Source organism: Ferdinandcohnia sp. FSL W7-1320 (assembly GCF_038050315.1).
Classification (GTDB): Bacteria; Bacillota; Bacilli; order Bacillales; family Bacillaceae_L; genus Ferdinandcohnia; species Ferdinandcohnia aciditolerans.
The window spans coordinates 1,834,097-1,860,256 of sequence record NZ_JBBPAM010000001.1 but is presented as its reverse complement, the minus strand read 5'-3'; the positions used below and the strand labels follow the sequence as shown (position 1 = coordinate 1,860,256).

Genomic DNA, 26,160 nt, shown 5'->3' with positions numbered 1-26,160 from the left:
TAAAAAATAAAATTCAAATAATTGATGCTTTTAACATAGAGGTTTATTAGCTTATCTTGTAGAATATATATAAGTAGGAGTTCCTTATATTTTTACATGTATCGATCAATTTACTGAAATATACGGGCAACAATGACATGGATTCATAATACAATATAAGTATAGCTTTCAGGAGGTGTATCTCATGAATCGTCGTAAATCAAATATAGTCGTCATGATTTTACTAGGATTAGGAGCACTTGGATTTGTCTACACCCTTTTCACTCGTCCAGGTTCATTACTCGTGCAAGCAGGCATGATTTTCCTTTTCATAGGTATAATCTATCTACTATATAAATTTGTGATTAGTCGACGAATGGGAGGAAAAGAAAATTCCGCTTATTTACGCGCAGCAAAACAATCTAGGAAACGTTTTAAAACAGGAAGTCAGAGGAAGACTCGGACTATGGGAATAGGGAATAAAAGACCTACGACCAGCGCGGCAAAACGATCGACTGTAGCGTCTATTCATAAAAAGCGAAAAACGAATACGACACACCTAACTGTTATTGAAGGTAAAAAAGGCAAAAAGAAGAATCGAGCATTATTTTAAACTTTATTCAGCACAAAAGCTGGATAAAGTTTTTTTATACTTTGGATTCTTCTCTTGTTTGATTTAAAAACCCCACGTTCGCAAGAAGGCTTCTGTACGTTGTTTTCCAAGTTGAATAAGCTCTTGCTTTTTTTCATCTGTTACTCCAAATTCGGTTGTCAATCCACTTTCAACGGGGATAAAAATAATATTTTTTTCGTGTCTACGTGAGATATAACGCGCATCATGCGCATTCTTCATTGTTTCAAAGAGAGCTCCAAACATTTCGATTGCATTGTGAATTTTATTTTGTTTTTGCTGCTGATTATTCCCACTTAGCCTAATCCCAATAACTGGGCGTTTTTTTAGCTTTTGTTCCTCATCAAAGAGCCATATTGGAAAGTTGGAGAGCACTCCTCCATCGACGACGATTGTGTTTCCTTGATAATCTTTTAATCGGACTGGTTCAAAAAAGTATGGAAGGCTACAACTCATCCGAACAGCTTTTGCCACCGGGAAAGTTTGGGGATGAATCCCATAGCGTTCTAAATCGTCGGGTAATACCATGATTCTTCCATTTGTTAAGTCCGATGCAATAATTCTTAATGATCCGGGAGGGAGGTTCTGAAACGTAACTACACCCTTTGCACGAAGCTTTTGATAGATCCATTTCTCCAACATATCCCCTTTGTATAACCCGAGACGCCAATAGAGGAGTAGCCACTTCGTTAAGGCTGTGTTTAACGGGGTCTTACGTTCATCTAAAAAATCGCTAAGGTCTAATTCTTCCATAAGATTGATAATTTCTTCACTTGTGTAACCAGCAGCTATTAAGGAAGCAATCAAGGACCCTGCACTGGTTCCCGCCAATCTTTTGAAACTAAAACCTTTTGCTTCGATAGCTTGATAAGCCCCTATTAGCGCAAAGCCTTTAATACCCCCACCTGAAAAAACACCATCAATAAACATCGTACCCCTCCCAATCAAATGCGCCTTGGCGTATTTGCGCCCAGATTTTTTCGAGCCTGCTCGAAAAACTTCCATTGAAAATCTGTGGCATCCGCCGGAGGCTGATTAACTTTATTCAGCTTCGGATGAATAAAGTTAATCAATCCCTTTATACATTTTTAATCGGATAGCTCGGGATTTAGTACGTGTGATTTTTTGAATATAAAAAAAGAAGGAATCCGTACAGGATTCCCTCTTTAGCATTTGATTACAATCCACATTTAAGTTGTGCATTACAGTTAGTACATGTGTTACATCCACCAAGGTCTTCTACCGTACCTTGACGGCAAACTGGACAAGTGTCGCCAACTTCAGAACCGATTGTAACATCAGTTTGACGTAAATCAATGACAGTATCCATTAGGACTACACGATTTTTTGGCTTTTCTTCTTCAGTTGTAACTTCAGCTTCTTCAAATGTGTTTTCTTCCGCCTTAAGCGTAAGAACTTGAGCATCACGGCTTCCATCTACGTATACTGTACCACCTTTTGCTCCACCTTTGTAGAGGCGCTCATATACAGCTTCTACTTGAGAAACAGTGTAGCCATTTGGTGCGTTAACAGTTTTACTGATTGAGCTGTCAATCCAACGTTGGATGACACATTGTACATCTGCATGTGCTTCTGGTGAAAGTTCCATTGCAGAAACGAACCAGCTAGGCAGGTTGTTAGGATCTGCTTCTGGGTGTTTATCTAAATATTCTTGAACGATATCCGCTTTTACTTCAATAAACTTACCTAAACGTCCACTTCTAAAATAAGAGAATGAGAAGTAAGGTTCTAAACCTGTTGAAACGCCAACCATTGTCCCAGTACTGCCTGTAGGAGCGACGGTTAATAAGTGTGAGTTACGAATTCCGTGTTGTTTAATGCCTTCTTTGATATCTTCTGGCATCTTTTGCATGTATCCAGTATTAATTAAAGCTTCTCTGATACGATTGCCATCCTCTAGTGAATTACCTTCTAAGAATGGGAAGCTGCCTTTTTCTTTTGCAAGTTCAATTGATGCACGATAAGCAGTTGTTGCAATTGTTTCGAACACTTCGTCAACTAACTTATTTCCTTCTTCAGAACCATATTCAGTTTCGCAATAGATAAGTAGGTCGTGTAATCCCATAACCCCAAGACCAACTCGGCGCTCACCTAATGCTTGCTTTTTATTTGCTTCTAAGAAGTATGGAGTTGCATCAATTACGTTATCCTGCATTCTTACTCCAACTTCAACAGTTTGCTTTAGTTTCTCAAAGTTAACAGTCTTTGTGTCTTTATCAACCATTTCAGCTAAGTTAACCGCTGCAAGGTTACATACTGAATAAGGTGCGAGAGGTTGCTCCCCACAAGGATTTGTTGCAACAACTTTTTGACCATAGCTTTGTGCATTAGTCATGTCGTTTGCATTATCGATGAAGAAAATTCCTGGTTCTGCAGCGTACGTTGCGCAGATATTGATTAAGTTCCAAAGATCTCTTGCTTTGATTTTACGGTACACACGTACTTTATGGCCAAGTTTTTCCCACTCACGTACGTCCCCAACCTTGTGCCATTCTTCATTGTAGATTTTCATTTCTTCTTCATTGTAGCTTTCAACATCCGGGAATTTAAGTTCATATAACCCGTCTTCTTCAACAGCTTGCATGAAGTCTTTAGTAATACAAACGGAAATGTTTGCACCCGTTAAGAACTCTGGATTATGAACACTGTAAGTTCCGCCAGTCACTATTTTTTGTTCAGCATCTTTAATGATTTTTTCACTAAAACCACCATAACCAGGAATTTGCTTGTAATTTACAATTCCTTGATACATTTGAATTTCCTGTTCCGTGAATGGAGTGAACTTTAGCTTTTCTTGAGCATATTTTTTAATTGTTGCATCTTGTGTATTTTCCATTAAATAACGAAGAATTCTTGGATTTTGCATCTTCGAAATGATGAATTCAATAATGTCAGGGTGATCAGATTGAAGCATGATCATTTGAGCTCCCCTGCGCGAACCACCTTGCTCAACTAGATGTGTAAGTTTCGCAATGTCATCAAGCCATGAAACGGAACCAGATGACTTACCGTTTACACCGCGTGCTAGTGTGTTGCGTGGGCGTAGTGTAGAACCGTTTGTTCCGACACCGCCACCACGGCTCATGATTTCCATAACCTGTTTTCGGTGCTCAGAGATACCTTCACGAGAATCCTGTACATATGGCATTACGTAACAGTTAAAGTACGTAACATCAGTATCCGCACCAGCTCCGTAAAGAACACGTCCAGCTGGAATGAAGTTTAGATTTACAAGCTCTTGATAGAACTTTTCAAACCATTCTTTGCGCTTCTCCTCCGTTTTCTCTACTGCAGCTAAACCAGTGGCATTTCTTTTTGCAATTTGCTCATAGAAAATTTCAAGAGGCTTCTCGATAACATCAAGTGAACGATTAACAATACCTGTCTCAATTTCTTCTGGCTTGTCCAACACGCCACGATACTCTTCTTCAACAAGCACCTGTGCTGTCTTCTGTTCCCAATCAATGTCAATGATGAAACCTAAACCACGAGCTGGAAACTTTGGATCTTCCTTGATTGTTAGAACAACAAAGTCACCTTCTGCCAGAGTAATTTTTTCGGTATCCTTAAATGTATACCGATCAAGCATTACGAGCCTTGATACGCCCTTGTGGGTAATCTTCATGTCCTCCGTAATTGGATGGACTTGAGGAAAAAGGCGTATATCCTGGTTCAGCCTTTCAACATTCATATTCATTTTTTCTAGCACAACAGTCATTCCCACATCTCCCTTTAAAATCTATTAATCTACATAAGGTTTATTTTTTATATGATAAAATTAAAGTACCATATATCTATTTGAAAGACAATAAAAAAATCAATATATAGTGTTAAAATAATTTTCGACACTACTATATATTGATTTTTAGATAAATAAAATCTTTTTTGTCAAACTGAAAATAGTATAAGATATAAAGTAAAACAGAGGAAAATCTAGGTAAACTAAATTATTTCATCTTTTTTGAAGAATTTTGTCGGTTGATTTTTCCCTTAAAAGAACAAACCTAATAATACCAAGGATAGGTCTTTTAGCCAAGTAAAAAACGACTAAAAAAGTCGTTATCGTTTAAAATTCCATTCATCTGTTTTATAGCGTTTCTCTGCAATCCCATGAACATAATCCAATTCCTCATCAGTCAAATGATAAGGTTCAAGTACTATATTTAGTCCTTCCTCAAAACCTTCTTTAAAAGCCTGTTTGGCTTCATCAATCGTAACCGGATTCTCCCTTAATGCATTGATTGCAACTGCTTTATTTTTAAAATTCCGTTGCATTCTTTCCCTTACACGCTCACTCGGATATTTAAATAGGTCAAATAATTTATCCTCATCTATATCTAGTAGAATTGATCCGTGCTGAAGAATGACACCCTTCTGTCTCGTTTGAGCACTCCCGGCTACCTTTCTTCCTTCGACAACAAGTTCGTACCAGGAAGGTGCATCGAAACAAACTGCAGAACGTGGATTTTTTAAGCCTTCTCGTTCTTCGCTCGTTTTTGGAACTGCAAAATAAGCATCGAGACCCAACTTTCGAAAGCCCTGTAAGATTCCTTCTGAGATAACACGATATGCTTCAGTTACCGTGTGTGGCATCTCAGGATGCTCTTCCGATACAATCACACTATAAGTTAACTCTTTATCATGTAGAACCCCTCTACCACCCGTTGGTCGACGAACAAAACCAAGACCATATTTTTTGACAGCTTCTAAATCGATTTCTCTTTCTACCTTTTGAAAATAACCTATTGAAAGAGTCGGTGGATTCCAGCCATAAAAACGAATGGTTGGAGGAATTTTACCCTCACTGTTCCAATCAAGCAATGCTTCATCTAAAGCCATATTAAACTCAGGGGAACAATCGCCTGAATCAATAAATCTCCATACCTCTTTTCCCATACTAAACCCTCTTTAATCAAAAATTATCAACCTCCCTTAGTCTATCAGAACAAAATTGAAATTCAAAATCAAATACTCCAGAGAATTCCTTTGATTCTTTTAAGTCACACGAATATAATAGAAAATGAGAGATAGAAAAAGGAGTAGATTGATTTTGGAAATACTTTTAATTGTTTTGGGTGCAATCATCGCATACGCTATATTTACATTCTTCTACCAGCGTAAAATCGTAACTGTTTTAACTGAGGAACAGTTCCGCGAAGGATATCGTAAAGCACAACTAATTGATGTACGTGAACCAAACGAATTTGACGGGGGTCATATTCTAGGCGCACGTAATATACCATTATCCCAAATGAAACAACGTTTAACAGAAATCAGACCTGATAAACCAGTCTACTTGTACTGCCAAAACACGGTTCGTAGTGGTCGTGCAGCCCAATTACTTCGTAGAAAAGGGTACAAAGACCTTTACCAACTTCAAGGCGGCTTTAAAAAGTGGTCAGGTAAAATAAAGAAAAAATAACCTATTCCATTTTTGGAGTAGGTTTTTTCATGTTATATAATAAACTATGGAAAGAAATAACTCGAGGTGATACATTGAACATTTCGAAAGGACTTTACCACACCATCTACCACCCAAGATTGGTGATCATCCCACTCATCGTTCATGTGATTCAAACTTTCATAGGAGTCTTAGGTATCTACTTTGGTTTTACCCTATTTTCTATTGATACCCAATTTCCCTATGCAATTCCGGTATTAAATAATGAGATTCTTTCTATATATGGACCCTATACTAACAACTGGCTACTAACTAGTATTGCTACCATAATAATGCTACTAATAAAAAGCTACGCGCTCAGCATGTATCTTGGAGCCATGAAATGCTTTTTAGAAGGACCTGATAATACATATTCAATATTAAAAATTGCACCCTATTATTTTAAAAGAATGATACAATTTTCAATACTCGAACTCCTATTATGTAGCATAATCTTTCAACTAACTCATACTTTTTGGCCATTAGCAATCATAGTTATTTTCGTTGTACTTATATTCTCATTAACTCCATACATAGTTGTATTAGAAGATACAACGGTTAGGGATGCGATTGTAAAATCACCCAAGCTATTGCTAACAAACCTTGGTGCCTTATTATGGATAGCACTAGTGTCACTAATCTTGACAATTTTACTAACAAGACTTCCTTTTGCAAATATGAAAGTCGAATATTACATTGTTTCACTTCTATATAGTTTTATTGGCACCACTATGATCTTTGCTGTCATGAATTGTTTATATAAAAGCATTTACACATTCAGTCTGCCTTTTAAGAAAGTTAAAAAATCGAGAAAGTATTTTCCGCCACTCTGGATTGCAGCACTACTTTTACCATTATTAGGGGCTTTGTTGGTTAACGGATAAGGGGAGGGTAGGGTGAGAACAGTTCAGTAGTTTTGTTATTAGCCCGCCCCTCTGTGTTAGTATCAATGGTAACATTGCCCTCCCATCTGTTGTAACCCTATCGTCAAACGGCATGATTTAAGCACTTTGAGTTACTCTTTTATTAAACTTTGAAAAAAGTTATAGCTGATTACTTTGCACGCCTTTTGTCCTTCTCAATTACAGAAACGGAACGAATAGCCCTTTACAGATATGATTTCCCCTAATTTTATCCAGTTGTTGCCTTCATTTTGATGCATACTGAGTTCGTATTTAACATTTTTTACCAGGAACGAACTTCTTTCTAATGTTTGCTGGTTTGGGGTTACCTAATTTTATCCAATTGCATACCTCTTTCTGGTGTTTACTAGTTTGGCTTTCCCTAATTTTATCCAGTTGCGTACCTCTTTCTGGTGTTTTCTAGTTTGACTTTCCCTAATTTTATCCAGTTGCGTACCTCTTTCTGGTGTTTTCTAGTTTGGCTTTCCCTAATTTTATCCAGTTGCGTACCTCTTTCTGGTGTTTTCTAGTTTAGATTTCCCTAATTTTATCCAGTTGCGTACCTCTTTCTGGTGTTTTCTAGTTTAGCTTTCCCTAATTTTATCCAGTTGTGTACCTCTTTCTGGTGTTTACTAGTTTGGCTTTCCCTAATTTTATCCAGTTGTGTACCTCTTTCTTTATATTACTGTTTAAAAAACTGTCACGCACCAACACAAACAAAAAAAGACCAACCACAATGGTTGATCTTTCATTTGCCTAGCGACGTCCTACTCTCACAGAGACAAAGTCCCAACTACCATCGGCGCAAGAGCTTACCTTCCGTGTTCGGTGGTCGGCTTCCGATGAGCGGCAGATTTCTGCGTCAGCTGCACTCGACTCCAATCCTCATGTACATAGTACATTCCGGTTGTCGCTCCCTTGCTTCCTTGAACTCTTTGCTCCTCGAAACCCGACCTATTCTATTTTATTGTCTTATTCCCGTAAAAAACCTTCTTTTACACCACAAAACCTTTCGGCTTTGAAAAAACAAAAAAAGACCAACCATAACGGTTGATCTCTTAATTGCCTAGCGACGTCCTACTCTCACAGGGACAAAGTCCCAACTACCATTGGCGCAAGAGCTTAACTTCCGTGTTCGGTGGTCGGCTTCCGATGAGCGGCAGATTTCTGCGTCAGCTGCGCTCACTCCAATCCTCATGTACATAGTACATTCCGGTTGTCGCTCCCTTGCTTCCTTGAACTCTTTGCTCCTCGAAACCCGACCTATTCTGTTTTTTATTCTTATTTCCATCAAAATCGCCTTTAACACCATAAAACCTTTCGGTTTTTGAAAACAAAAAAGACCAACCATAACGGTTGATCTCTTAATTGCCTAGCGACGTCCTACTCTCACAGGGACAAAGTCCCAACTACCATCGGCGCTGAAGAGCTTAACTTCCGTGTTCGGTATGGGAACGGGTGTGACCTCTTCGCTATCGCCACTAGACTATGTTGAAAGATTCATTCTTTCAAAACTAGATAACGTATTTACATTCATCTTCGAAGTATTTTGGTTAAGTCCTCGATCGATTAGTATCAGTCAGCTGCACATGTCACCATGCTTCCACCTCTGACCTATCAACCTCGTCATCTTCGAGGGATCTTACTAGTTTAACACTATGGGAAATCTCATCTTGAGGGGGGCTTCATGCTTAGATGCTTTCAGCACTTATCCCTTCCACACATAGCTACCCAGCTATGCCCTTGGCAGAACAACTGGTACACCAGCGGTGTGTCCATCCCGGTCCTCTCGTACTAAGGACAGCTCCTCTCAAATTTCCTACGCCCACGACGGATAGGGACCGAACTGTCTCACGACGTTCTGAACCCAGCTCGCGTACCGCTTTAATGGGCGAACAGCCCAACCCTTGGGACCGACTACAGCCCCAGGATGCGATGAGCCGACATCGAGGTGCCAAACCTCCCCGTCGATGTGGACTCTTGGGGGAGATAAGCCTGTTATCCCCGGGGTAGCTTTTATCCGTTGAGCGATGGCCCTTCCATGCGGAACCACCGGATCACTAAGCCCGACTTTCGTCCCTGCTCGACTTGTAGGTCTCGCAGTCAAGCTCCCTTGTGCCTTTACACTCTACGAATGATTTCCAACCATTCTGAGGGAACCTTTGGGCGCCTCCGTTACTTTTTAGGAGGCGACCGCCCCAGTCAAACTGCCCACCTGACACTGTCTCCAAGGCCGATAAGGCCTTCGGGTTAGAATTTCAATACAGCCAGGGTAGTATCCCACCGATGCCTCCACCGAAGCTGGCGCTCCGGCTTCCAAGGCTCCTACCTATCCTGTACAAGCTGTACCAAAATTCAATATCAGGCTGCAGTAAAGCTCCACGGGGTCTTTCCGTCCTGTCGCGGGTAACCTGCATCTTCACAGGTACTATAATTTCACCGAGTCTCTCGTTGAGACAGTGCCCAGATCGTTACACCTTTCGTGCGGGTCAGAACTTACCTGACAAGGAATTTCGCTACCTTAGGACCGTTATAGTTACGGCCGCCGTTTACTGGGGCTTCGATTCAGAGCTTCGCTTGCGCTAACCCCTCCTCTTAACCTTCCAGCACCGGGCAGGTGTCAGCCCCTATACTTCGCCTTGCGGCTTCGCAGAGACCTGTGTTTTTGCTAAACAGTCGCCTGGGCCTATTCACTGCGGCTCTTCAGGGCTATGCACCCTAAAAAGCACCCCTTCTCCCGAAGTTACGGGGTCATTTTGCCGAGTTCCTTAACGAGAGTTCTCTCGATCACCTTAGGATTCTCTCCTCGCCTACCTGTGTCGGTTTGCGGTACGGGCACCATTTACCTCGCTAGAAGCTTTTCTTGGCAGTGTGGAATCAGGAACTTCGGTACTATATTTCCCTCGCCATCACAGCTCAACCTTACGGTAAGCGGATTTGCCTACTTACCAGTCTAACTGCTTGGACGCACATATCCAACAGTGCGCTTACCCTATCCTCCTGCGTCCCTCCATCGCTCAAACGGTAAAGAGGTGGTACAGGAATATCAACCTGTTGTCCATCGCCTACGCTTTTCAGCCTCGGCTTAGGTCCCGACTAACCCTGAGCGGACGAGCCTTCCTCAGGAAACCTTAGGCATTCGGTGGATGGGATTCTCACCCATCTTTCGCTACTCATACCGGCATTCTCACTTCTAAGCGCTCCACCAGTCCTCACGGTCTGACTTCACGGCACTTAGAACGCTCTCCTACCATTGTTCGTAAGAACAATCCACAGCTTCGGTGATACGTTTAGCCCCGGTACATTTTCGGCGCAGAGTCACTCGACCAGTGAGCTATTACGCACTCTTTAAATGGTGGCTGCTTCTAAGCCAACATCCTGGTTGTCTAAGCAACTCCACATCCTTTTCCACTTAACGTATACTTTGGGACCTTAGCTGGTGGTCTGGGCTGTTTCCCTCTTGACTACGGATCTTATCACTCGCAGTCTGACTCCCGAGAATCAAGTCTTTGGCATTCGGAGTTTGACTGAATTCGGTAACCCGATGAGGGCCCCTAGTCCAATCAGTGCTCTACCTCCAAGACTCTATACTCGAGGCTAGCCCTAAAGCTATTTCGGAGAGAACCAGCTATCTCCAAGTTCGATTGGAATTTCTCCGCTACCCACACCTCATCCCCGCACTTTTCAACGTGCGTGGGTTCGGGCCTCCATTCAGTGTTACCTGAACTTCACCCTGGACATGGGTAGATCACCTGGTTTCGGGTCTACGACCACGTACTATTTCGCCCTATTCAGACTCGCTTTCGCTGCGGCTCCGTCTCTTCAACTTAACCTTGCACGGGATCGTAACTCGCCGGTTCATTCTACAAAAGGCACGCCATCACACATAAATGTGCTTTGACTACTTGTAGGCACACGGTTTCAGGTTCTATTTCACTCCCCTCCCGGGGTGCTTTTCACCTTTCCCTCACGGTACTGGTTCACTATCGGTCACTAGGGAGTATTTAGCCTTGGGAGATGGTCCTCCCAGCTTCCGACGGGATTTCTCGTGTCCCGCCGTACTCAGGATCCACTCAAGAGAGAACGAAGTTTCGACTACAGGGTTGTTACCTTCTCTGACGGACCTTTCCAGGTCGCTTCGTCTACTTCGCTCTTTTGTAACTCCGTATAGAGTGTCCTACAACCCCAAGAGGCAAGCCTCTTGGTTTGGGCTATCTTCCGTTTCGCTCGCCGCTACTCAGGAAATCGCGTTTGCTTTCTCTTCCTCCGGGTACTAAGATGTTTCAGTTCCCCGGGTCTACCTTCTCTTACCCTATGTATTCAGGTAAGGATACTGCCCCATTACGAGCAGTGGGTTTCCCCATTCGGAAATCTTCGGATCAATGCTTACTTACAGCTCCCCGAAGCATATCGGTGTTAGTACCGTCCTTCATCGGCTCCTAGTGCCAAGGCATCCACCGTGCGCCCTTCATAACTTAACCTATTTCGGCTTCGATAAGCTGCGAATTTCTTCGTTGACTCGCTTTCTCCGCTGCTCATGCACCCTAAAGTGCACTCCGCTGCTCGAAAACTCGTCGCCTCGAACTTCTTGCTTCTCGTGCGCCTTCAAGTTTTAAAGAACTTTTACTACTTCAATGAATGTTTTGTTACGTTATCTAGTTTTCAAGGAACGAAGCTACTGACTTCAATCACATCGTGATCAAACATCAGTGAGTAATCTTCATGCAGCTTTGCACTGAGGAATCAATCATCTTCGATTAACCTAGCAGACGCAAGTGCAATATTGAAAGCACAAAAAAGCACTCTCAAAACTGATCACAATACAAAGCGTCTTTTTATGAAGTTCGTAGAACTTCAGTTTCCTTAGAAAGGAGGTGATCCAGCCGCACCTTCCGATACGGCTACCTTGTTACGACTTCACCCCAATCATCTGTCCCACCTTAGGCGGCTGGCTCCTTGCGGTTACCCCACCGACTTCGGGTGTTACAAACTCTCGTGGTGTGACGGGCGGTGTGTACAAGGCCCGGGAACGTATTCACCGCGGCATGCTGATCCGCGATTACTAGCGATTCCGGCTTCATGCAGGCGAGTTGCAGCCTGCAATCCGAACTGAGAATGGTTTTATGGGATTGGCTTAACCTCGCGGTTTCGCTGCCCTTTGTACCATCCATTGTAGCACGTGTGTAGCCCAGGTCATAAGGGGCATGATGATTTGACGTCATCCCCACCTTCCTCCGGTTTGTCACCGGCAGTCACCTTAGAGTGCCCAACTGAATGCTGGCAACTAAGATCAAGGGTTGCGCTCGTTGCGGGACTTAACCCAACATCTCACGACACGAGCTGACGACAACCATGCACCACCTGTCACTTATGTCCCCGAAGGGAAAGCTCTATCTCTAGAGATGGCATAAGGATGTCAAGACCTGGTAAGGTTCTTCGCGTTGCTTCGAATTAAACCACATGCTCCACCGCTTGTGCGGGCCCCCGTCAATTCCTTTGAGTTTCAGTCTTGCGACCGTACTCCCCAGGCGGAGTGCTTAATGCGTTTGCTGCAGCACTAAAGGGCGGAAACCCTCTAACACTTAGCACTCATCGTTTACGGCGTGGACTACCAGGGTATCTAATCCTGTTCGCTCCCCACGCTTTCGCGCCTCAGCGTCAGTTACAGACCAGAGAGCCGCCTTCGCCACTGGTGTTCCTCCACATCTCTACGCATTTCACCGCTACACGTGGAATTCCGCTCTCCTCTTCTGCACTCAAGTCCCCCAGTTTCCAATGACCCTCCACGGTTGAGCCGTGGGCTTTCACATCAGACTTAAAGGACCGCCTGCGCGCGCTTTACGCCCAATAATTCCGGATAACGCTTGCCACCTACGTATTACCGCGGCTGCTGGCACGTAGTTAGCCGTGGCTTTCTGGTTAGGTACCGTCAAGGTACCGCCCTATTCGAACGGTACTTGTTCTTCCCTAACAACAGAGCTTTACGATCCGAAGACCTTCTTCGCTCACGCGGCGTTGCTCCGTCAGACTTTCGTCCATTGCGGAAGATTCCCTACTGCTGCCTCCCGTAGGAGTCTGGGCCGTGTCTCAGTCCCAGTGTGGCCGATCACCCTCTCAGGTCGGCTACGCATCGTTGCCTTGGTGAGCCATTACCTCACCAACTAGCTAATGCGCCGCGGGCCCATCTATAAGTGATAGCTAAAAGCCATCTTTTAATATGAGACCATGTGGTCTCATATGTTATCCGGTATTAGCTCCGGTTTCCCGAAGTTATCCCAGTCTTATAGGCAGGTTGCCCACGTGTTACTCACCCGTCCGCCGCTAACTTTTGGGAGCAAGCTCCCAAAAGTTCGCTCGACTTGCATGTATTAGGCACGCCGCCAGCGTTCATCCTGAGCCAGGATCAAACTCTCCAATAAGAGTATTGATTGCTCAATAATTTGTTACTTTAGAATTAAACGTTGACGCTTGTATTGTGTTCAGTTTTCAAAGAACTTTTTTAGCGCCGCTCAAAAGCGACTTTAATAATATATCATCAAACAACATTTCATGTCAACAACTTTTTTAAGAAGTATTTTTCTTCTTTATAAGTTGTGACTCAATCAATCACGTTGTCGTGATGACTTAATCTATATTATCAGCCCTACGTATATTTTTCAACAGTTTATATCACGGTAATTAATGGTAAAAAAGAGACTCATCCAAATTAGGACGAGTCTCTTCTATATATACTTATTGTTTTTGATATCGTAAAACAGGTTTTCTAGCTGCTAATGTTTCATCAAGTCGGCTTACAACTGTTGTATGTGGAGCTTCTTGAACGATCTCTGGATTCTCTTCTGCTTCTTTTGCAATTTGGATCATGGCTTCGATGAAGTCATCCAGTGTTTCCTTAGATTCTGTTTCAGTTGGTTCAATCATCATACATTCCTCAACATTTAATGGGAAGTAGATAGTTGGTGGGTGATAACCAAAATCGAGTAATCGTTTTGCGATATCTAATGTACGAACACCCAATTTCTTTTGACGTCTACCTGAAATGACAAATTCGTGTTTACAATGTCTATCATATGGTAGGTCAAAATATGGTTCTAGGCGACGCATCATGTAGTTTGCATTGATAACCGCATTTTCAGTTACAGCTTTAAGTCCATCTGGCCCCATTGAACGAATGTACGTATATGCACGAACATTGATTCCAAAGTTTCCATAGTATGGTTTTACGCGTCCGATAGAATGTGGACGGTTATTATCAAACTGATAACCTTCTTCTGTTTTAACTAGTACTGGTTTAGGAAGGTATGGAATGAGATCTTCTTTCACACCAACTGGGCCAGAACCTGGGCCACCACCGCCATGTGGACCAGTAAAGGTTTTGTGTAGGTTTAAGTGAACAACGTCAAATCCCATGTCGCCAGGGCGCGCCTTACTTAAAACCGCATTTAGGTTTGCACCGTCATAATACACTTTACCACCGGCAGAGTGAATAATTTCTGTCATTTCTAGAATATTTTCTTCAAACAGACCTAATGTATTAGGGTTTGTTAACATTAATGCCGCAGTGTCTGGTCCTACTACGCGACGTAAATCCTCTAAATCAACTAGTCCGTCTTCATTGGATTTTACTGTAATGGTTTCAAAGCCTGCAACTGTCGCAGATGCCGGGTTTGTACCATGTGCAGAGTCTGGAACGATTACTTTCGTACGAGCTGAGTCATTGTTTGCTTCGTGGTACGCACGAATCATCATTAATCCAGTCCACTCACCATGGGCACCAGCCGCTGGTTGAAGGGTAACTTCATCCATACCAGTGATTTCTTTTAGGTGTTCTTGAAGATCATACATTAATTCCATTGCACCTTGGACAGTACTTTCATCTTGTAATGGATGGATGTGGGCAAATCCATTGAATCGTGCAACATTTTCATTTATTTTCGGATTGTATTTCATTGTACATGAACCTAATGGATAGAATCCTGAGTCCACCCCGTGGTTACGCTTGGACAATGCAGTATAGTGACGCATGATATCTAATTCTGATACTTCCGGTAGTTCTGGCTCCTCTACTCGAAGATAGTCACTAGGGATAACTTCAGCAAAGTTGATTTCAGGTACGTCTAAATCTGGCAAACTATAACCAATTCGGCCTGGTTTAGATAGTTCAAAAATTAATGGTTGATCTTGCTTATTCATGGCTATCCCCCAATTCTTTTACAAGAGTATCAATCTCTTCTTTTGTACGAAGCTCAGTAACTGCTACTAACATATGACCCTCTAATTCTGGGTAGTCACGACCTAAATCATATCCACCGATAATTCCATTTTCTAATAAACGAGCGTTCGCTTCTTTAACTGATTTACCTACTTTTACAACAAATTCATTGAAGAATGGCCCTTCAAATGCAATTTCAAAACCATTTGCTGCAAATTGTTGTTTAGCATAATAGGCTTTTTGAATGTTTTGAGTTGAAATCTCTTTTACACCTTTTTTACCTAATGCTGTCATAGCAACCGATGCTGCTAATGCGTTAAGCGCTTGGTTCGAACAAATATTTGAAGTAGCTTTGTCACGTCGAATATGTTGTTCACGTGCTTGAAGTGTTAATACAAAGCCACGTTTTCCTTGTTCGTCTACTGTCTGACCTACTAAACGGCCAGGTACTTTACGCATAAGTTTTGATGTTACTGCAAAATATCCACAGTGTGGTCCACCAAATGCAGCTGGGATACCAAACGGCTGTGCATCCCCAACCACGATATCAGCACCAAGCTTGCCAGGAGGTGTTAATGCTCCAAGTGCTAACGGGTTGCTTGATACAACGAACATGCTTTTACCTGTATGAGCAACTGCTTCAATTTCTTTTAATGGTTCAATTTGACCAAAGAAATTTGGATATTGAAGAATAACACAAGCTACATCTTTATCCATTAGAGAGTTTAATGCTTCTACGTCAGTAACACCGTTCTTTGTTGGAACTTCAACAACCTCAATGTATTGACCCTTTGCATATGTTTCAAGTACTAATCTTGATTCTGGGTGTACTCCCTGTGAAACTAGGACTTTTTTATTTTTTGTATGTCCTGAAGCTAACATCGCTGCTTCTGCAAGTGAAGTTCCACCGTCATACATAGAAGAGTTTGCTACATCCATTCCAGTAAGCTCACAGATCATTGTTTGGAATTCAAAAATGGCTTGTAACTCACCTTGAGAAATTTCTGGTTGGTATGGTGTATATGCTGTATAAAATTCTGAACGTGAAAGAACATGATCTACGATTACTGGCATGTAGTGATCATACACACCTGCTCCTAAAAAAGACGCATTGTGGCGTAAATCAGCATTTTTTGCTGCAAGTACAGAAAGTTCCTTCATTAAAGCTGATTCTGATTTTGCCTTCTTGATGTTGTATTCGCCTTTAAATCGAACACTTTCTGGAATATCATTAAAAAGCTCATCGACTGTAGATACGCCGATTGACTGAAGCATTTCGTTTTTATCTTGTTCCGTCATTGGTAAATAACGATGTTTCATTGATGTACCCCTTTCCCAATTATCCGTTTATTTTTTAGGTCGCTTATAAAATGGCGTTGCTACTATTACCGCTTTAAGGCGTTTTTTACGAACTTGAACTTCAACTTCTTTTCCTAATTCGGCATGCTCTGATTTAATAAGAACTAAACCGATATTTTTTTGAAGCGTTGGCGATTGAGTTCCGGTTGTAACCTCACCCACTTGCTCGTCTTCAATATAAACTTCATAGCCATGTCGAGGAATTCCTTTGTCGATCATTTCAATTCCTACGATTTTACGAGGAGCACCTTCAGCCTTTTGCTGTTTTAATACTTCTTTACCAATAAAGTCGGCCTCTTTATTCGGCTTAACCGCAAAACCGATTCCTGCTTCGATTGGCGTGATATCCTTTGAAAGTTCTTGTCCATAAAGCGCAAGATTTGCTTCAAATCGCAATGTATCACGTGCACCTAGTCCGCATGGTAAAACACCTTCTGGTTCTCCAGCTTCTAAAATAGCATTCCATAACGCAGCTGTGTCTTCAGCGTGGCAATAGACTTCAAAACCATCTTCGCCTGTGTATCCTGTTCTTGATACAAGTGTTTTCTTTCCAGCGATTTCAACATCATCTTGGAATTTAAAAAACTTGATTTCACTTAAGTCAGTGTTCGAAATCTTTTGTAATACTGCTTCAGCTAGTGGCCCTTGAATTGCTATTTGGCCTATCTCATTCGAGATGTTAACGACATCCACATCACCAAAGACATGCTGTTTAAGCCAGTCAAAATCTTTGTCTGTATTTGAAGCATTTACAACGAGTAGGTAGTGGTCATCAGATTTTTTATAGATTAATAGGTCATCAACCGTTCCACCATTTTCATAGCACATTGCTGTATATTGTGTTGCGCCATCTTTTAAAAGTGAAACATCATTTGTCATCATTTTTTGGAGAAAAGCTAAGCTGTCCTTTCCTTTCACATCAATTTCACCCATGTGTGAAACATCAAAAAGACCTGCTTTTGTACGAACCGCTTCATGTTCCTCTTTAATACTTGAAAATTGGACTGGAAGATCCCATCCGCCAAAATCAATTGTTTTGGCGCCATGCTTTTGATATTCATCAAATAATGGTGTTCGTTTTAATTCAGACAACCGAATTCCTCCTTAACATTCATCGTTTTAAAAAGCTATTTGGTTTTTTGCGCCATAAGCGAAAGATTCTGAAAATGCAAAAAAGGACAGATAAACTCCACAGCATTGTGAAGTCTCTGTCCTTGCACCTGAAAGTTTACCTAATTGAGGTTCAATTAGGTTTGCCCCTTTGGTGGCCATTCAGATCATTATAAGCGGCGAATCTCTTCGTCAGTTCGTTTTTCCGGTCCTCACGTATTATTTAATACGCTCCGGTCCTCAAAACTTCACTTCCTCGATCTTCTTGCTTCTAATGCCCTGAAATTTATCGGCTCTCTCCAGAGTTGCGTCAAACAAGAGTCTTTTTGCCTGAGAGATTCACAATCGGCTTGCTTGCTCCTTCGGCGCTACATAGATGTAGTCTCTCCCCTTGTTCTCATTCGCGGTCTTCATATTTTTCATTTTTTTGGTAATACTAACGAAATGACTATGGAAAATTTATCATGTCCAAGCCCAAAAGCTCTTATTTTATCATTTAATCTAATTTGCTAATCCCTACTGAATAGCGTAGAGAAGCGTTTTCGAACTACCTTCATCCTACCATCATCTTGAGATTTGAGCAATAACTTATTTTCTTAACATTAATTTATTTTATTGGAAAAACGTTCGGATTTTAAGAAAAACCTTACTTTCTTCTATATTATATATCTCAACTGAGAAAGGACTGTAATTTTATGAATGTCGATTTTGAATTTGATCAGTCGTGGCAAGGTGACTTTCTGCAACGAATTGACGATGACGGTCCTTGGGCGAACTGGGAGTTATATAAACTTGCATACGAAGTAGAAAAACACCAGTCGATTCCTGAATTCGAAGGACTTCAGGCACCTAAGCATTTACCACAGCTAACACCACTACCACATCAGCTTGAAGTTGCAAAGCAAGTGGTAGAAAAAATGAACGGAAAAGCCATTTTAGCAGATGAAGTTGGACTTGGAAAAACAATAGAAGCCGGCCTTATTTTGAAAGAATATATGATTCGTGGACTGGTAAAGAAGGTATTAATCCTTGTTCCAGCATCCCTTGTGTCACAATGGGCATCAGAATTAAATCAGAAGTTTTACATTCCAGCGGTCCAGCAAAAAAAGAGCTATATGTGGGAGCAATATGATGTAATTGTTTCGTCTATCGATACGGCAAAAAGAAGCCCACATCGTGAAATTGTGTATGAACAGGATTATGATTTGATCATTATCGATGAAGCTCACAAGCTTAAAAACAACAAAACAAAAAACTATGAATTTGTTCAAAACCTGAAAAAGAAGTTTTGTTTACTATTAACCGCTACTCCGATTCAAAACCGGATCGATGAAATTTTTAATCTTGTTTCATTGCTGAAGCCTGGGCATTTAGGGAATCAGGAGAATTTTGAGGAATCTTTCGGAAAGAAGAGTCGTTCAATCGATGACCATGAGCATTTGAAAGAATTAGTGAATAAGGTGATGATCCGCAATCGCCGTGACGATACAGGAATTGAGTGGACAAAACGCAAGGTGGAAACAGTGCCAATTGAATTTTCTGAGACTGAACAGGAACTATATGATGCCATTTCTGCCTATCGGTCTAGCTTTTCAGGCTTTGCATCCAGTATGTTCTCAATCTTAACCTTACAAAGAGAGGCTTGTAGTAGTCGAGAGGCTGTATATTTTACGTTGAAGAAAATGCTTGAGAAAAAGAATGAAGACGGAAGTAGCGCGGTCCCTGAGGATATGGTGATGGGCCTCATGAAAAAGGTCGAACAGGTTACACAAAATTCTAAGGCTGAAAAAGCGGTTGAATTAATCAAACAAATCGATGATAAAGTCATCATTTTCACCGAATACCGTGCAACCCAAATGTATTTACAATGGTTTCTGCAACAGAATGGAATTTCATCTGTTCCATTTAGAGGTGGATTTAAACGCGGGAAAAAAGATTGGATGAGAGAATTGTTTAAAGGTAAGTTCCAGGTCTTGATTGCAACAGAAGCTGGTGGTGAAGGAATTAACCTACAATTCTGTAACCACATTATTAATTATGACCTCCCTTGGAATCCAATGAGGCTTGAGCAACGGATTGGGCGTATTCACCGCCTTGGCCAGGAAAAAGATGTTCATATTTATAATTTCGCAACAAAGAACACGGTTGAAGAGCATATTTTAAAGCTATTATATGAAAAAATTAATCTGTTTGAGCGTGTGATTGGACAATTGGATGATATCCTAACAAGATTGGATCTCGGTAACATCGAAGACCATATTCAGGATATCATGCTTCGTTCGCGGAGTGAGGGTGAAATGAAAATTAAGATGGAAAATTTAACTTCTATCATAAGCTTTGAAGAACAAAATGGTGGTGAGCAGCATGCAGCAACAGGAAATAGTTAACTTTCTTGAGAATTATTTTGTTTCAAACCATTGTGAAATTCTTGAACGTCATCCCGGATATATGACCGTACAATTAACCGTTGATTTAGATAAGCAATTAATGAATCGACCTTTTTATTGGACATATGTTGAAAAAACAGGCGGAACTCCAAATCCGATGAAGCTTACATTAATTACAGATCGGGATCAAACGCCTGACAATGTGAAGGGCGACTTTATTCATTTTGGTGCCCCCCGTTTACATCAGATTTTTGAATCGACGAAAAAGCTCGCAAGTTATATACGCTTGTATCAGCAATCACCGCCCGGTGCACAAGGGAATACCCCTCTTTTCCCGTGGCTTGGGTTGAATGTAAAAATTTCATACAAGAGTGACCGCAAGCGTGATGTGCTGATGTCACTCGGGTTACAGCTTATTAATGGAATCATTGTTGAAGATTTCCAAGAAAAAGTTGAAAAGTTGCCGCTTACTCCTAAGATACCTGATCATACGTATACAATGTCACCGCTTGTTAAGCCACAAAGTGGAATTAACCGTCTCCAGCAATATGTGCGAGGGTATGTTGAAACTCAGGACCACTCTTGGGCAGATGAAGCAAGGCAGCGCTGGGACGAAGATTTAGCCTTGCTAAATTCCTTTTATGAGGGCATCGAAGAAAAACCTGAAAGCTATGAAATTGAAAAAGAAGCACTCAAAGAGCAATACGAACCGAAAGTTCTTGTCGAAATTATCAATGGCGGGTTGTTTTATCTTTGTCAAAACACGATGTAAAATTGACCTATCCTCACCTTCCGAGGGTAGGTACTATTTTTTTGAGGGTATTTTAAAAGAAATCGTTCGACAAATTCCTTACAATTTTTTGGTAATTTTACAAAAAACCTGGTTAGAATATCACTATGTATTAACCAACCACTTCATTAAGTTTACATTTTATAGGTCTAAATCCCTATAATTCGAGTTTATTCTACATAAATAGAGTAAAACTACTAAAATTCGATTGGTCGGACGAACTATATTTCGTGTTTTGTAAATATTTTGACATCGACAGATTTTTACAGAAAATTTCATTTTCATGTTTTATACTTCTAAATGTAATACAAAGGTTCTATACATAAGAGACTATCGTTTTAGGTAGACGGCTAACATTCGAACAGACAAAGGCAAACCTATTGAAAAATAGGGACGCAAAGTCACAGGTCTAAGATTGGACGTAACAATTAAGACGGCTGGACTGCCTGGAATACTAATTGTATTTTGGGAGGAAACGAAATGTTAAATGAAGTACAAAACAAAGATGAGCAATTGGATCAAGATTGGATCGACCTTATATTAGAAGCAGTGGAGATGGGAATGAGCGTCCAGGATATTCAAGCTTTCCTCCAAAGTAAAACAGCATAACGGACCTTATCTATACATATAACAATAACCTTTTGAAGCTACGGATTGGAAACATAAGGATGCGAGGGAACCTAAATTATCGGGTTCCTTTTTATTTTTCAGTTTTTTGTGTTCTTGTTATAAAACATTTACTTCGTTATATGCTATAATAGGTATATGAAGGAAGGTGAGAAAGAATGATTGGTCAACGTATCAAAACATTTCGTTTGCAAAAACAATTATCCCTATCTGAACTAGCAGATCGCGCTGGAGTTGCCAAATCATACTTGAGCTCAATCGAACGGAATCTCCAATCAAACCCTTCTATCCAATTTCTTGAAAAAATATCTACAGTATTAGGAGTTACAGTCAACGAATTGCTCCATGAACAATCAGAACCTGAAAGTGTAGAACTTGATTCAGAATGGACTAGACTAGTACGCGAGGCAATGAAATCAGGAGTTTCCAAAGAGGAATTTCGATCATTCTTAGAATTCAACAAATGGAAGATGGATAATAAATAGAAAATGCTTCGGCACATTGGTTGCCTGAAGCATTTTTTATTTTATATGTATGTATCGAAAGTGGTATTACTGTGGGATTCAGATTGTTGAGGAATTGGGTATTTTTTCTGTAATGATGAAGGATATGCTTCTCCAGCATCACGGGCACGAAATGTTGCGAGATTATGATTACAAATTGGACAGTTCCATTTACCTTGTTTACTGCTCCTAAAAGATGGTCGATAACATCTTGAACATGTTTTTGTATACATAGAGACTCCTCCATTTAGAAAATTTGAGTAATCCAATAGCCATGGAGGATAAAAACATATGCATATAAAGCAGTGGCTATATAGGATAAAGAACGAATTAATCGGTTCACTGGGATACGAATGATAAAATAAAGTGAAATCAAACATAAAGAAAGCATTGCTTTTATAAGTAAAAATAAGACCGGATGGATTTCGTATATTGTGTACATTAACGGGTTGGCTTCTGATATATGGCCGCCAAGGATTCCGAAATGGGTGATAAATGCGTCTATGAGATTTAAAAAAGCTAGCAAAATGAGGATAAATTTCATTGGAAACCTCGCAAATCATCATTAATAAAGTTAAGTTAATATTGAGAACTTATTCAGATATATCCTATGATCCGCTTTTATTCATTCTCAATAAAGAATACACGAACGAATATACTCCCTATTAAATTAAATATCTATCAATCACGATCTTAAACGTTTTCTCAGGTAGTAAAATATAAAACCTCCACCTAAAGCTAAAATTATACCAGCAATTAGTATATTAAAGGTGTTAGTACCAGTCTCAGGCAATTTAGGTCCATCAACAGGAAGGACTCCACCTAAAGTACCTTCTGCATAGAACTTCATTTCCACTTCAGTTGCTAAACCCTGGTACTCATTCCCTAAATGTGGAGGAAATTCTACCGTAAATATTAGTTCCTCTTGTTGACCACTTACTATTGGTCTAGGATCTATTTTTTTAAAATTCCCCAATTTTCCTTTGAAAATATCTCCATTCTTATCAGAAATAGTTAGAAATAACTCCTCATACAATTCTTTCGATCCTGACTTTCGATCTGCTGAAGTTAAATAGTTAAAATCCTCAGTACCACTATTTTTTATGATTAATGTTCTAGTTGCCCAGTCTCCCGGTTTAAAATTATCAACATCAAATAATACTTTTTCAGGTGTTGTATTGATATCTATTTCTTTATTGTTGTTAGATGGAGATGCTTTAACTTGATTTGCTAGAAAAAAAAATAGAAGAGTACACACTGTCATAAAATATATTATTCTAATAAAACTCTTACCTAACTTCATTATTTGCTCCCTTCCTTCCCTAGAAGGGGATCAATATTTAAAGAATATTGATCCTTAATTAGTTTTTGTTTCTTCGATAGCATCTTTTGTTTTATTGCTTATATCAATTTTTGAAATTGTTCTCCAAAGTGAGAAAATAGAATATAGGAAGATCAAAACCCCTGGGACTATCATTAATATGATTGTTCCATTTTTTGAACTTGCAAAATCAGCAAAATATCCAAGATAAGGAATCGTTAATCCACGATATTCGGCTACTACATTTTGAGCTAATACTGGATTAATATCTTCTGTATTGTTATTATCCCCTTTTGTTTTATACATCACTTGATTCTCGTTTTTTAGGACTTCAGTAATTCTGTGAGTGATGAGTTTTTCATCTTCTTCCATAAAGGTGATTACGTCACCTTCTTTAAACCGCGTCATATCTCCGCCTGTTTTTACTGCGATAATAGATCCTGTTTTGATTCCTGGTTCCATTGACCCTGATAATACAGTTTTAAGTTGGTAACCAAAAATTGTTGGTTCCCCACCTGAGATTTTATTTGAAACTACCAAAGCTGCTACCCCTATTAATAATAGTACGAGCAAGCTCGTGACAATTTGATTAATCCACTTCTTAATTACCTTCTTTTTATTCATTATTCATCCTTCTCCTCTTTATTATCATCTATGATATCATTCGCAATTTCAGTTGAATCACCAGTTGTTCCTACCATCCCATCAGATGTTGCTTCTTCATTTGTAACTTCTGTTGGTTCCTCACTGGATACTTCATTACTTTGTTGTTCATTTTCAGGTTCTATATTATTTTCCTTAGTTTTTTCAATAACTGGCTCTTCCGTTTCAACTTCGATTGTTTCATTAGAATTGTCATTTTGATTAGAATTGTTGTTCATGCATTTTACTTTGAGCTTCTTTTTGCTCCATGCATCATCAAACTGTTTATTCGTTTGAATAGCTTTAAACTCATAAAATCCTTCATTACTTGTTTTATGTGTTAACGTAATCTCTTCTCCACTTTTTAGAATTGGAATAACACCTTCATAAATTTTTTCACCTTGATTTTTAGGCTTTCCATTCTCTGAAGTGAAATATATTTCATAAATACTTTGTGTCGTCATGTCGCTTCCAGTATTTCTTAAAATAACTTCCATATCTGCCGGACATGCTTTTAGATTATCGTTAGCTGGCTCAGGGAATACAAGATTACTATTATCTGGTGGCGACCATTCACCTGCAGTAATTAAGATATTACCTTGTGATTTAGAAGTGAAATATGCCGTTGTTGTTGAAGTAAAATAATTCATAGCGAATATTAGAATATAAAATACAAGGGCAGCCTTAAATATGATTTTGTATTTTTTATATCTTTTATTCATTTCTCTTAGTAATCTACTTGTTTTTCGCAATGCTATCTCAGCCCCTTCAAATTCGCAATTCTGGATTTATATATATTTATGAAAACAACTCAGGTGCTATGCTTTCATAAATATATATAAAACAGGAAGGAGAGGGCTCTCCTCCCCTATTAGTAGCTATCTAAGTTCCCCATCTTGTTGACTAGCATCGAAAATCAATTGGAAATCTAATTTGTCATCTTGGAATTTATTTTGATCCGCACCATTATCATCGAACTTATAGTTGAAAATTAATACTTGTCTGTCCGAATTATTTAATGGACCTGTTTTAGAGTTTAAATCTTCAGCAACAACTAAATCTTCAATTTCAGAAAGTGGTGTCCAATCAAGTACAACTGGACCATTTTGTCTATTTTCACTAATTCTTACTAGAATATGATCTGCGAAATCTTCCCCAGCATTGTCACCATTTGTATCAGACACTGTGTAATCAACGTTCATTTTTACATCTTTAATTTTGAGTGAACCTTCGCTATATAAGCGAAGTTGTTTAATTGTCCAATCACCTGGCTTCATATTATCAACACTTAAATCAACATATGCACTGTCATCAGTACTTTTTAGCTCTAAGTCTAATGTTCCAGCAGCAAACGAATTATTTGATACCTCAGTGTCGCTAAAATAAGCAAATGTTCCCCCACCAATAAGTCCTAATCCTAGAATAGCTGTTGCGGCAGTTAGTCCTAATTTTTTCTTCATACTCATCTTCGTTTCCCCTTTTTTCTCCCTATAAATAACGTTTTTCACAAGATTATTGTAACTAGTATGTATACAAGGAAGGAGATAGAATCCCCTTCCCCTTTTCAATTATGAAATATTATTTTAATTCCCCTTCAGTTTGATGAGCAGTAAATGTCCAATCTAGTTTTAAAGTATCACCTTGGAATTCGTTTTGATCTGCACCATTGTCAACAAATTCGAATGCAACATACATTTGGTCACTAGTACCATTCTCTAAACCATCACCTTCACCGTTTAATCCAAATAAGTGGGTAAAGAAGCCTTGTACGTTTTCAACTGCATCTGGTTCCATATTTTGAAGATCATACAATGTAGTTTCTGCAATTACATCATTATAATCTCCGATAACCCAACCATCACCTGTTTTATCAGCATTTTCAAGGAATAGCACCTTAATGTGTTTACCAAAGTCGTCAACATTATCACCTTTTGCATCTACAACGTTATAAGCTGTAGCTAAATCAACTGATGAAATATCTAAAGAACCATTGTTTTCTAATAGGAATTCACGAACCATTATATCTCCAGGCTTGATGTTTTCAACATCAATTACAACTGATGGGTTTACTGCTAAATCTAATGTACCAGCTGTAAATTCATTGTGTGATACTTCTGTGTCGCTGAAGTACGCAAATGTTCCTCCCCCGATTAGTGATAATCCTAGTGCTGCTGATGCTACCCCTAAACCTAATTTCTTTTTCAAACTCATTTTTGTTTCCTCCTCTTTTTCTCTT

At 39.9% G+C, this 26,160-nt stretch carries 20 protein-coding genes, 3 rRNA genes and 2 riboswitches; of the genes, 7 read left to right on the top strand and 16 right to left on the bottom strand.

Features of this window, described 5'->3' with window-relative positions; genetic code table 11:
* Nucleotides 1-184 precede the first annotated feature (184 nt).
* The gene (locus NST91_RS09325) at nucleotides 185-592 is read left to right on the top strand and encodes an SA1362 family protein (RefSeq protein ID WP_341330907.1); all 408 of its coding nucleotides are present in this window, start codon (nucleotides 185-187) and stop codon (nucleotides 590-592) included.
* 63 nt (nucleotides 593-655) lie between these two features.
* On the opposite strand, the gene NST91_RS09320 is transcribed toward NST91_RS09325, so the two are convergent.
* From NST91_RS09320 to lipM, 3 genes are all read right to left on the bottom strand, one after another.
* Nucleotides 656-1,540, bottom strand: a complete 885-nt coding sequence (locus NST91_RS09320) for a patatin-like phospholipase family protein (protein ID WP_341330906.1) — start codon at nucleotides 1,538-1,540, stop codon at nucleotides 656-658.
* 247 nt (nucleotides 1,541-1,787) lie between these two features.
* Nucleotides 1,788-4,349 carry a vitamin B12-dependent ribonucleotide reductase gene (locus NST91_RS09315; protein ID WP_341330905.1) on the bottom strand — a complete coding sequence of 854 codons (2,562 nt, stop codon included), beginning with the start codon at nucleotides 4,347-4,349 and terminating at the stop codon, nucleotides 1,788-1,790.
* A 341-nt stretch (nucleotides 4,350-4,690) separates the two neighbouring features.
* Nucleotides 4,691-5,527 carry an octanoyltransferase LipM gene (gene lipM, locus NST91_RS09310; RefSeq protein WP_341330904.1) on the bottom strand — a complete coding sequence of 279 codons (837 nt, stop codon included), beginning with the start codon at nucleotides 5,525-5,527 and terminating at the stop codon, nucleotides 4,691-4,693.
* A gap of 124 nt (nucleotides 5,528-5,651) precedes the next feature.
* Between lipM and NST91_RS09305 the strand changes: the two genes are divergently transcribed.
* Both NST91_RS09305 and NST91_RS09300 read left to right on the top strand, forming a co-directional pair.
* The gene (locus NST91_RS09305) at nucleotides 5,652-6,053 is read left to right on the top strand and encodes a rhodanese-like domain-containing protein (RefSeq protein ID WP_121449708.1); all 402 of its coding nucleotides are present in this window, start codon (nucleotides 5,652-5,654) and stop codon (nucleotides 6,051-6,053) included.
* A gap of 29 nt (nucleotides 6,054-6,082) precedes the next feature.
* Nucleotides 6,083-6,955, top strand: a complete 873-nt coding sequence (locus NST91_RS09300; RefSeq protein WP_341330903.1) for a hypothetical protein — start codon at nucleotides 6,083-6,085, stop codon at nucleotides 6,953-6,955.
* Nucleotides 6,956-8,343: 1,388 nt separating this feature from the next.
* Here the strand turns inward: NST91_RS09300 and rrf are convergent.
* The 6 genes from rrf to gcvT form a co-directional block, all read right to left on the bottom strand.
* A 5S ribosomal RNA gene (gene rrf, locus NST91_RS09295) occupies nucleotides 8,344-8,459 on the bottom strand.
* A gap of 63 nt (nucleotides 8,460-8,522) precedes the next feature.
* Nucleotides 8,523-11,454: ribosomal RNA gene (locus NST91_RS09290) — 23S ribosomal RNA — on the bottom strand.
* Between the two features lie 386 nt (nucleotides 11,455-11,840).
* Nucleotides 11,841-13,392 (bottom strand): 16S ribosomal RNA (locus NST91_RS09285).
* Together the 16S, 23S and 5S rRNA genes form the textbook arrangement of a ribosomal RNA operon.
* A gap of 313 nt (nucleotides 13,393-13,705) precedes the next feature.
* Nucleotides 13,706-15,166 carry an aminomethyl-transferring glycine dehydrogenase subunit GcvPB gene (gcvPB, locus tag NST91_RS09280; protein WP_341330902.1) on the bottom strand — a complete coding sequence of 487 codons (1,461 nt, stop codon included), beginning with the start codon at nucleotides 15,164-15,166 and terminating at the stop codon, nucleotides 13,706-13,708.
* Nucleotides 15,159-16,505, bottom strand: a complete 1,347-nt coding sequence (gcvPA, locus tag NST91_RS09275; RefSeq protein WP_341330901.1) for an aminomethyl-transferring glycine dehydrogenase subunit GcvPA — start codon at nucleotides 16,503-16,505, stop codon at nucleotides 15,159-15,161. Before gcvPA ends, gcvPB begins: the two co-directional genes overlap by 8 nt.
* Nucleotides 16,506-16,532: 27 nt before the next feature.
* Nucleotides 16,533-17,636, bottom strand: a complete 1,104-nt coding sequence (gene gcvT / locus NST91_RS09270) for a glycine cleavage system aminomethyltransferase GcvT (protein ID WP_341330900.1) — start codon at nucleotides 17,634-17,636, stop codon at nucleotides 16,533-16,535.
* Between the two features lie 326 nt (nucleotides 17,637-17,962).
* Nucleotides 17,963-18,055, bottom strand: a riboswitch (glycine riboswitch).
* 294 nt (nucleotides 18,056-18,349) lie between these two features.
* Between gcvT and NST91_RS09265 the strand changes: the two genes are divergently transcribed.
* The 4 genes from NST91_RS09265 (at nucleotide 18,350) to NST91_RS09250 (ending at nucleotide 21,943) form a co-directional block, all read left to right on the top strand.
* Nucleotides 18,350-20,041 (top strand): DEAD/DEAH box helicase, encoded by a 1,692-nt coding sequence (locus NST91_RS09265; protein WP_341330899.1) that lies wholly within the window; start codon nucleotides 18,350-18,352, stop codon nucleotides 20,039-20,041.
* Entirely contained in the window at nucleotides 20,019-20,813 is a 795-nt protein-coding gene (locus tag NST91_RS09260) for a YqhG family protein (protein WP_121447172.1), read from the top strand. Before NST91_RS09265 ends, NST91_RS09260 begins: the two co-directional genes overlap by 23 nt.
* 378 nt (nucleotides 20,814-21,191) lie before the next feature.
* A riboswitch (cyclic di-GMP riboswitch) is annotated at nucleotides 21,192-21,281 on the top strand.
* A 30-nt stretch (nucleotides 21,282-21,311) separates the two neighbouring features.
* Nucleotides 21,312-21,440 carry a DNA-binding anti-repressor SinI gene (locus tag NST91_RS09255; protein WP_121447173.1) on the top strand — a complete coding sequence of 43 codons (129 nt, stop codon included), beginning with the start codon at nucleotides 21,312-21,314 and terminating at the stop codon, nucleotides 21,438-21,440.
* A gap of 176 nt (nucleotides 21,441-21,616) precedes the next feature.
* Complete coding sequence (locus NST91_RS09250; RefSeq protein WP_099361889.1) at nucleotides 21,617-21,943, top strand: helix-turn-helix domain-containing protein; 327 nt, start codon at nucleotides 21,617-21,619, stop codon at nucleotides 21,941-21,943.
* Nucleotides 21,944-21,984: 41 nt separating this feature from the next.
* On the opposite strand, the gene NST91_RS09245 is transcribed toward NST91_RS09250, so the two are convergent.
* The 7 genes from NST91_RS09245 to NST91_RS09215 form a co-directional block, all read right to left on the bottom strand.
* Entirely contained in the window at nucleotides 21,985-22,194 is a 210-nt protein-coding gene (locus NST91_RS09245; RefSeq protein WP_341330898.1) for a hypothetical protein, read from the bottom strand.
* 14 nt (nucleotides 22,195-22,208) lie between these two features.
* The gene (locus NST91_RS09240; RefSeq protein ID WP_341330897.1) at nucleotides 22,209-22,505 is read right to left on the bottom strand and encodes a DUF5658 family protein; all 297 of its coding nucleotides are present in this window, start codon (nucleotides 22,503-22,505) and stop codon (nucleotides 22,209-22,211) included.
* A gap of 141 nt (nucleotides 22,506-22,646) precedes the next feature.
* The gene (locus NST91_RS09235; RefSeq protein WP_341330896.1) at nucleotides 22,647-23,264 is read right to left on the bottom strand and encodes a TasA family protein; all 618 of its coding nucleotides are present in this window, start codon (nucleotides 23,262-23,264) and stop codon (nucleotides 22,647-22,649) included.
* Nucleotides 23,265-23,318: 54 nt separating this feature from the next.
* Nucleotides 23,319-23,906, bottom strand: coding sequence for a signal peptidase I SipW (sipW, locus tag NST91_RS09230; protein WP_341330895.1), 588 nt, complete (start codon nucleotides 23,904-23,906; stop codon nucleotides 23,319-23,321).
* Nucleotides 23,906-24,676, bottom strand: a complete 771-nt coding sequence (tapA, locus tag NST91_RS09225; RefSeq protein ID WP_341330894.1) for an amyloid fiber anchoring/assembly protein TapA — start codon at nucleotides 24,674-24,676, stop codon at nucleotides 23,906-23,908. Before tapA ends, sipW begins: the two co-directional genes overlap by 1 nt.
* Nucleotides 24,677-24,802: 126 nt before the next feature.
* Nucleotides 24,803-25,390: a TasA family protein gene (locus NST91_RS09220; RefSeq protein WP_341330893.1), complete on the bottom strand. Its 588-nt coding sequence runs from the start codon at nucleotides 25,388-25,390 to the stop codon at nucleotides 24,803-24,805.
* Nucleotides 25,391-25,502: 112 nt separating this feature from the next.
* Entirely contained in the window at nucleotides 25,503-26,135 is a 633-nt protein-coding gene (locus NST91_RS09215; protein ID WP_121447178.1) for a TasA family protein, read from the bottom strand.
* Between the last annotated feature and the right edge of the window lie 25 nt (nucleotides 26,136-26,160).

Coding starts and splice junctions, on each gene's coding strand:
- NST91_RS09260 (WP_121447172.1), top strand. CDS start 20,019: ATGCAGCAACAGGAAATAGTTAACTTTCTTGAGAATTATTTTGTTTCA.
- NST91_RS09235 (WP_341330896.1), bottom strand. CDS start 23,264: ATGAAGTTAGGTAAGAGTTTTATTAGAATAATATATTTTATGACAGTG.
- NST91_RS09255 (WP_121447173.1), top strand. CDS start 21,312: ATGTTAAATGAAGTACAAAACAAAGATGAGCAATTGGATCAAGATTGG.
- NST91_RS09320 (WP_341330906.1), bottom strand. CDS start 1,540: ATGTTTATTGATGGTGTTTTTTCAGGTGGGGGTATTAAAGGCTTTGCG.
- NST91_RS09215 (WP_121447178.1), bottom strand. CDS start 26,135: ATGAGTTTGAAAAAGAAATTAGGTTTAGGGGTAGCATCAGCAGCACTA.
- NST91_RS09325 (WP_341330907.1), top strand. CDS start 185: ATGAATCGTCGTAAATCAAATATAGTCGTCATGATTTTACTAGGATTA.
- NST91_RS09265 (WP_341330899.1), top strand. CDS start 18,350: ATGAATGTCGATTTTGAATTTGATCAGTCGTGGCAAGGTGACTTTCTG.
- NST91_RS09240 (WP_341330897.1), bottom strand. CDS start 22,505: ATGAAATTTATCCTCATTTTGCTAGCTTTTTTAAATCTCATAGACGCA.
- gcvPA (WP_341330901.1), bottom strand. CDS start 16,505: ATGAAACATCGTTATTTACCAATGACGGAACAAGATAAAAACGAAATG.
- NST91_RS09305 (WP_121449708.1), top strand. CDS start 5,652: ATGAGAGATAGAAAAAGGAGTAGATTGATTTTGGAAATACTTTTAATT.
- NST91_RS09220 (WP_341330893.1), bottom strand. CDS start 25,390: ATGAGTATGAAGAAAAAATTAGGACTAACTGCCGCAACAGCTATTCTA.
- NST91_RS09315 (WP_341330905.1), bottom strand. CDS start 4,349: ATGACTGTTGTGCTAGAAAAAATGAATATGAATGTTGAAAGGCTGAAC.
- NST91_RS09245 (WP_341330898.1), bottom strand. CDS start 22,194: ATGTATACAAAAACATGTTCAAGATGTTATCGACCATCTTTTAGGAGC.
- NST91_RS09250 (WP_099361889.1), top strand. CDS start 21,617: ATGATTGGTCAACGTATCAAAACATTTCGTTTGCAAAAACAATTATCC.
- sipW (WP_341330895.1), bottom strand. CDS start 23,906: ATGAATAAAAAGAAGGTAATTAAGAAGTGGATTAATCAAATTGTCACG.
- NST91_RS09300 (WP_341330903.1), top strand. CDS start 6,083: ATGTTATATAATAAACTATGGAAAGAAATAACTCGAGGTGATACATTG.
- lipM (WP_341330904.1), bottom strand. CDS start 5,527: ATGGGAAAAGAGGTATGGAGATTTATTGATTCAGGCGATTGTTCCCCT.
- gcvPB (WP_341330902.1), bottom strand. CDS start 15,166: ATGAATAAGCAAGATCAACCATTAATTTTTGAACTATCTAAACCAGGC.